Annotated in this window: 4 protein-coding genes; 2 read left to right on the forward strand and 2 right to left on the reverse strand. The window is 59.1% G+C overall.

Going from position 1 to position 4,718, the window contains the following annotated elements; genetic code table 11:
- Nucleotides 1-242: 242 nt before the first annotated feature.
- Nucleotides 243-2,732, forward strand: a complete 2,490-nt coding sequence (locus ACIP66_RS28115; protein WP_400652492.1) for a ligase-associated DNA damage response DEXH box helicase — start codon at nt 243-245, stop codon at nt 2,730-2,732.
- Complete coding sequence (gene pdeM, locus ACIP66_RS28120) at nt 2,729-3,385, forward strand: ligase-associated DNA damage response endonuclease PdeM (protein ID WP_400652494.1); 657 nt, start codon at nt 2,729-2,731, stop codon at nt 3,383-3,385. The genes ACIP66_RS28115 and pdeM overlap by 4 nt, the downstream gene beginning before the upstream one ends.
- Before the next feature lie 118 nt (nt 3,386-3,503).
- Here the strand turns inward: pdeM and ACIP66_RS28125 are convergent, their stop codons facing one another.
- Entirely contained in the window at nt 3,504-3,713 is a 210-nt protein-coding gene (locus ACIP66_RS28125) for a hypothetical protein (RefSeq protein WP_053117770.1), read from the reverse strand.
- Between the two features lie 107 nt (nt 3,714-3,820).
- On the reverse strand, nt 3,821-4,387 hold the full coding sequence (gene dcd / locus ACIP66_RS28130) for a dCTP deaminase (RefSeq protein WP_053117768.1): 567 nt from the start codon (nt 4,385-4,387) through the stop codon (nt 3,821-3,823).
- Nucleotides 4,388-4,718: the final 331 nt, after the last annotated feature.

The following is a 4,718-nucleotide window of genomic DNA, read 5'->3' on the forward strand; positions in this document are numbered from 1 at the left end:
CCACAGTCTGTACTGGGCTAACAGTCAGAAGCTGGCTTTTGGTCCCACCCACCCCTTCGAGTCCTACCATACAAGCGGGCTTGCTCGCGAAGGCGGTGTGTCAGCCAATAATTCTTTAACTGACACACCGCCTTCGCGAGCAAGCCCGCTCCCACAATGGATGTTCATCGCCTACAAAAATCAAACTTGTCCGCCCGCGCCGTGGTCTCTGGAAGAACCCCTCCAGAGCGCGCGCAGCCGGCATGGCGAAATCTCTCGACCTCGCAAAAATCTGGTTCAGCGCCCGCAACTGGAAGCCCTTCGCCTTTCAGAAACAGGTGTGGGCGGCTGTCAAAAACGGCGAATCCGGTCTGCTCCACGCCAGCACCGGCGCCGGTAAAACCTATGCAGTATGGTTCGCCGCCCTCAATCGATTCGCCAAAACCCTTCCCGTCGATGCGCCACCACGCAAACGCAAACAACCTGCCGAACCACTGACCGTGTTGTGGATTACGCCGATGCGGGCACTTGCCGCCGACACCGCGCGCGCCCTGCAAACACCCGTCGATGACCTGCAAATCCCGTGGAGCATCGGCCTGCGCACCGGTGACACCAGCAGCAGCGAACGTGCGCGGCAGGGTCGACGTTTGCCAACCACGCTGATCACCACGCCGGAAAGCCTGACCCTGCTACTGGCCCGTGCCGACGCACAGACTGCGCTCGCTTCGCTAAAGATGATCGTCGTCGATGAATGGCACGAATTACTTGGCAACAAACGCGGCGTGCAACTGCAATTGGCGCTCGCTCGTTTGCGCCGCTGGCAGCCTGATCTGATCGTCTGGGGGGTGTCCGCCACGCTCGGTAATCAATCCCACGCCGAACACGTGCTGATCCCACAGAGCGGCGGCGTGAGTATTCAGGGACAAAGCGAAAAAACGTTGAAGGTCGACACCCTGATCCCTCCGTCCATTGAGCGTTTTCCGTGGGCCGGGCACATCGGTCTGAAGATGCTCCCGCAAGTCGTCGCCGAACTCGATGCCTGCGCCAGTACGCTGGTGTTCACCAACACCCGGGCGCAATCGGAAATCTGGTATCAGGCATTACTGGAAGCGCGGCCGGACTGGGCCGGGTTGATTGCGTTGCATCACAGTTCACTGTCTCGCGACACCCGTGACTGGGTCGAAAAAGCCTTGAAGGATGGTTTGTTGAAAGCGGTGGTCTGTACGTCGAGTCTGGATCTCGGTGTGGATTTTTTACCGGTCGAACGCGTGCTGCAAATCGGCTCGGCCAAAGGCGTTGCGCGTTTGATGCAGCGTGCCGGACGCTCCGGTCACGCACCGGGACGCACCTCGCGGGTGACGCTGGTGCCGACCCACAGTCTTGAACTGATCGAAGCCGCTGCCGCGCGCGACGCCGTCGAACAACGGCACATCGAACCGCGCCTGTCGCCGCATCAATCGCTGGATGTGCTGGTGCAGCATCTGGTCAGCATGGCGCTGGGTGGCGGATTTTTACCGGATGAGCTGTACGAAGAAGTCCGCACGGCGTGGGCCTATCGTGATCTGACGCCTGCGGATTGGGCGTGGGCGCTGGCTTTCGTACGCCATGGCGGGATGTCTCTGACAGCCTATCCGGATTATCGCCGGGTCGAACCGGATGAGCACGGCGTGTGGCGTGTGCCCGATGCGCGATTGGCGCGGCGGCATCGCATGAGCGTCGGCACCATTGTCAGCGATGCGAGCATCAACCTGAAATTCTGGAGCAAGGGCGGCGGTGGCAAGCAGCTCGGCAGCGTCGAAGAAGGCTTTATCGCCCGACTGAAACCCGGTGATGGTTTTCTGTTTGCGGGGCGTTTGCTGGAATTGGTGCGGGTGGAAAACATGACGGCGTACGTCAAACGCAGCACCGTGAAAAAAGCGGCGGTGCCACGCTGGAATGGCGGGCGGATGCCGCTCTCCAATGAACTTGCGCAAGCGGTGGTTGCACGGTTTAGTGCGGCCGCCGAAGGTGAGTTCGTCGGCCCGGAAATGCAGGCGCTGCGCCCGCTGCTTGAGACTCAGGCACGTTGGTCAGGCTTGCCGACGGTTAATAAGCTGCTGGCGGAGGTGCTGAAATCCCGCGAAGGCTGGCACCTTTTCCTCTACCCGTTCGCCGGGCGGCAGGTGCATCTGGGGCTGGCGAGCCTGTTGGCGTGGCGCGTCAGCCAGCGCCAACCGGTGACCTTTTCCATCGCGGTGAATGATTACGGGCTGGAGCTGCTCAGTGCCACGCCGGTGGATTGGTCGCAGCACCTCAATGCCGAGCTGCTCGACCCTGCGGATCTTTTGGCTGATGTGCTCGCCAGTCTCAATGCCGGTGAATTGGCCTTGCGCCGTTTCCGGGAAATCGCCCGAATCGCCGGGCTGGTATTCGCCGGCTATCCCGGCGCGCCGAAAAGTACCCGGCAGGTGCAGGCCTCCAGCGGATTGTTTTTTCAAGTGTTCAAACAATATGACGCCGACAACCTGTTGCTGGCCCAGGCCGGGGAAGAAGTCCTACGTGAAGAACTGGATATTCGTCGGTTGGAACAGACACTGGAGCGGATCAACGGGATGAAACTCGATGTGCATCAGATCAAACGTCCTACGCCGCTCGGGTTCCCGCTGCTGGTGGAACGCATGCGCGAAAGCATGAGTTCGGAAAAACTCGCCGACCGGATCAGGCGCATGGTCGGTGATCTGGAGAAGTCTGCCGACAACGGTAAATCGTCATGAACGCGGCGTATCCCGTGCGTTTGGCCGGCGAGGAGTTGTGGTTGCTCCCGGAAAAGGCGCTCTACTGGCCAGCGCAAGAGGCGTTGTTGATCGCTGATGTGCATTTTGGCAAGGCAGCGGCCTATCGCAGCCTCGGACAACCGGTGCCGCAGGGAACGACGGCGAGCAACATTGCGGTGATCGATCGATTGTTGGCCGTGCTGCCGTGTCGGCAACTGATCTTTCTGGGGGATTTCCTGCACGGGCCGGGCTCGCATGCGGTCGGTACGCTGAATGCGCTGGCGCAATGGCGTGAGCGTCATGCGGATCTGCCGATGACGTTGATTCGCGGCAATCACGACAAACGCGCAGGGGATCCACCGGCGTCGCTGAACATTCGCGTGGTGCCGGAGCCGCTGCTCTTAGGGCCGTTTGCGCTTCAGCACGAGCCTGATCCGCACCCGGAGCGGCATGTATTGGCCGGCCACGTCCACCCGGTTTACCGGTTGTTTGGCAAAGGGCGGCAAAGTTTACGATTAGCCTGTTTCAGACTGGGCGAGCGAATCAGCCTGCTACCGGCATTCGGAGCGTTTACCGGCGGCTATCCGGTCGAAAAAGATGAGCAATGCCGAATCTTTGTCACCGGCGACAACGAAATCTGGCCCATCAACTGATCACACCCTGCCTTGTAGGAGCAGAGCTTGCTCGCGAAAGCGTTCGTCCATTTCACACAAATAAATCAGACAGATCGCTTCGCGAGCAAGCTCTGCTCCTACAAAAGGAGGTAATTAATCAGGCAACTGGCGCCGGTGGTGGCTCGTCCGGAAGCGTTGGCTCGCCCGGCTCGGTCGGTTGCTCATTGGGGGTATCTGGATCAGGCTGACCAGGAATTCCGCCGGCCATGTTGATAGGCGGGTGTGCCAACAAGGACCAGGCCAATACGCCAATCTGATTGGGCTCAAGCCTTGCCAGTTCGGCAGTGATATGCGGATCGATCTTCATAAAGCACTCCTCGGCGAAGGCCCGCATTTGCTGAAACAAAAACGGGCAGTACACCCCATAGAGTGTCTGCCCGCCAAAGAATTCCCGGCATCCGCCGGATGGACGAATCAGGTACGTGGCAGCGTTACGCCACGTTGGCCCTGATACTTGCCGCCGCGATCCTTGTAGGAAACTTCACATTCTTCATCGGATTCGAGGAAGAGCATCTGTGCCACGCCTTCGTTGGCGTAGATTTTCGCCGGCAGGTTGGTGGTGTTGGAGAATTCCAGCGTCACGTGACCTTCCCACTCAGGCTCGAGCGGCGTCACGTTAACGATGATGCCGCAGCGTGCGTAGGTGCTTTTACCCAGGCAAATGGTCAATACGTTGCGCGGAATGCGGAAGTATTCAACGGTGCTGGCCAGGGCGAAGGAGTTCGGCGGAATAATGCAGACATCACTGTGGACGTCGACGAAGCTGCCCGGATCGAAGTTTTTTGGGTCGACGATCGACGAGTTGATGTTGGTGAACACCTTGAAATGATTGGTGCAGCGCACATCGTAGCCGTAGCTCGAGACACCGTAGGAGATGACCCGGCTCTCGTCGCTGCCGCGCACCTGGCGCTCGACGAAAGGTTCGATCATGCCGTGTTCCTGCGCCATGCGGCGAATCCACTTGTCCGATTTGATGCTCATGGCGGGGTGTCCTGAATAGCGAGGTGGAAAAATTCTGTCCGGCATCTTACCGGGCGCGCCGTCCTCTTCAAAGTGCGCGCTGCAATTCTCGCCGAACACCCCATATTTACGCGCGCTGGCGACGAACTGTCACACCGCTGGTCCCTAAATCTTAGAAACCTTCGCAAGAAGCATTGGCACGTTCCGGAAAAAGGGTTAAGGTGGCGCCACTGTGCTGCTTGTGTCACTGAGAATCTCTACACGATATGTTGAATTTCGATCCAACCATCTACAAGAATTTTTCCTGCTCTTTGCACTCAGTCTCGGCCAGGGTTCTTCCTGTGTCGCAGTT

Origin of the sequence: Pseudomonas sp. NPDC088429, from assembly GCF_044753305.1 — a bacterium.
GTDB lineage: Bacteria > Pseudomonadota > Gammaproteobacteria > Pseudomonadales > Pseudomonadaceae > Aquipseudomonas > Aquipseudomonas rustica.

Coding starts and splice junctions, on each gene's coding strand:
- ACIP66_RS28115 (WP_400652492.1), top strand. CDS start 243: ATGGCGAAATCTCTCGACCTCGCAAAAATCTGGTTCAGCGCCCGCAAC.
- pdeM (WP_400652494.1), top strand. CDS start 2,729: ATGAACGCGGCGTATCCCGTGCGTTTGGCCGGCGAGGAGTTGTGGTTG.
- ACIP66_RS28125 (WP_053117770.1), bottom strand. CDS start 3,713: ATGAAGATCGATCCGCATATCACTGCCGAACTGGCAAGGCTTGAGCCC.
- dcd (WP_053117768.1), bottom strand. CDS start 4,387: ATGAGCATCAAATCGGACAAGTGGATTCGCCGCATGGCGCAGGAACAC.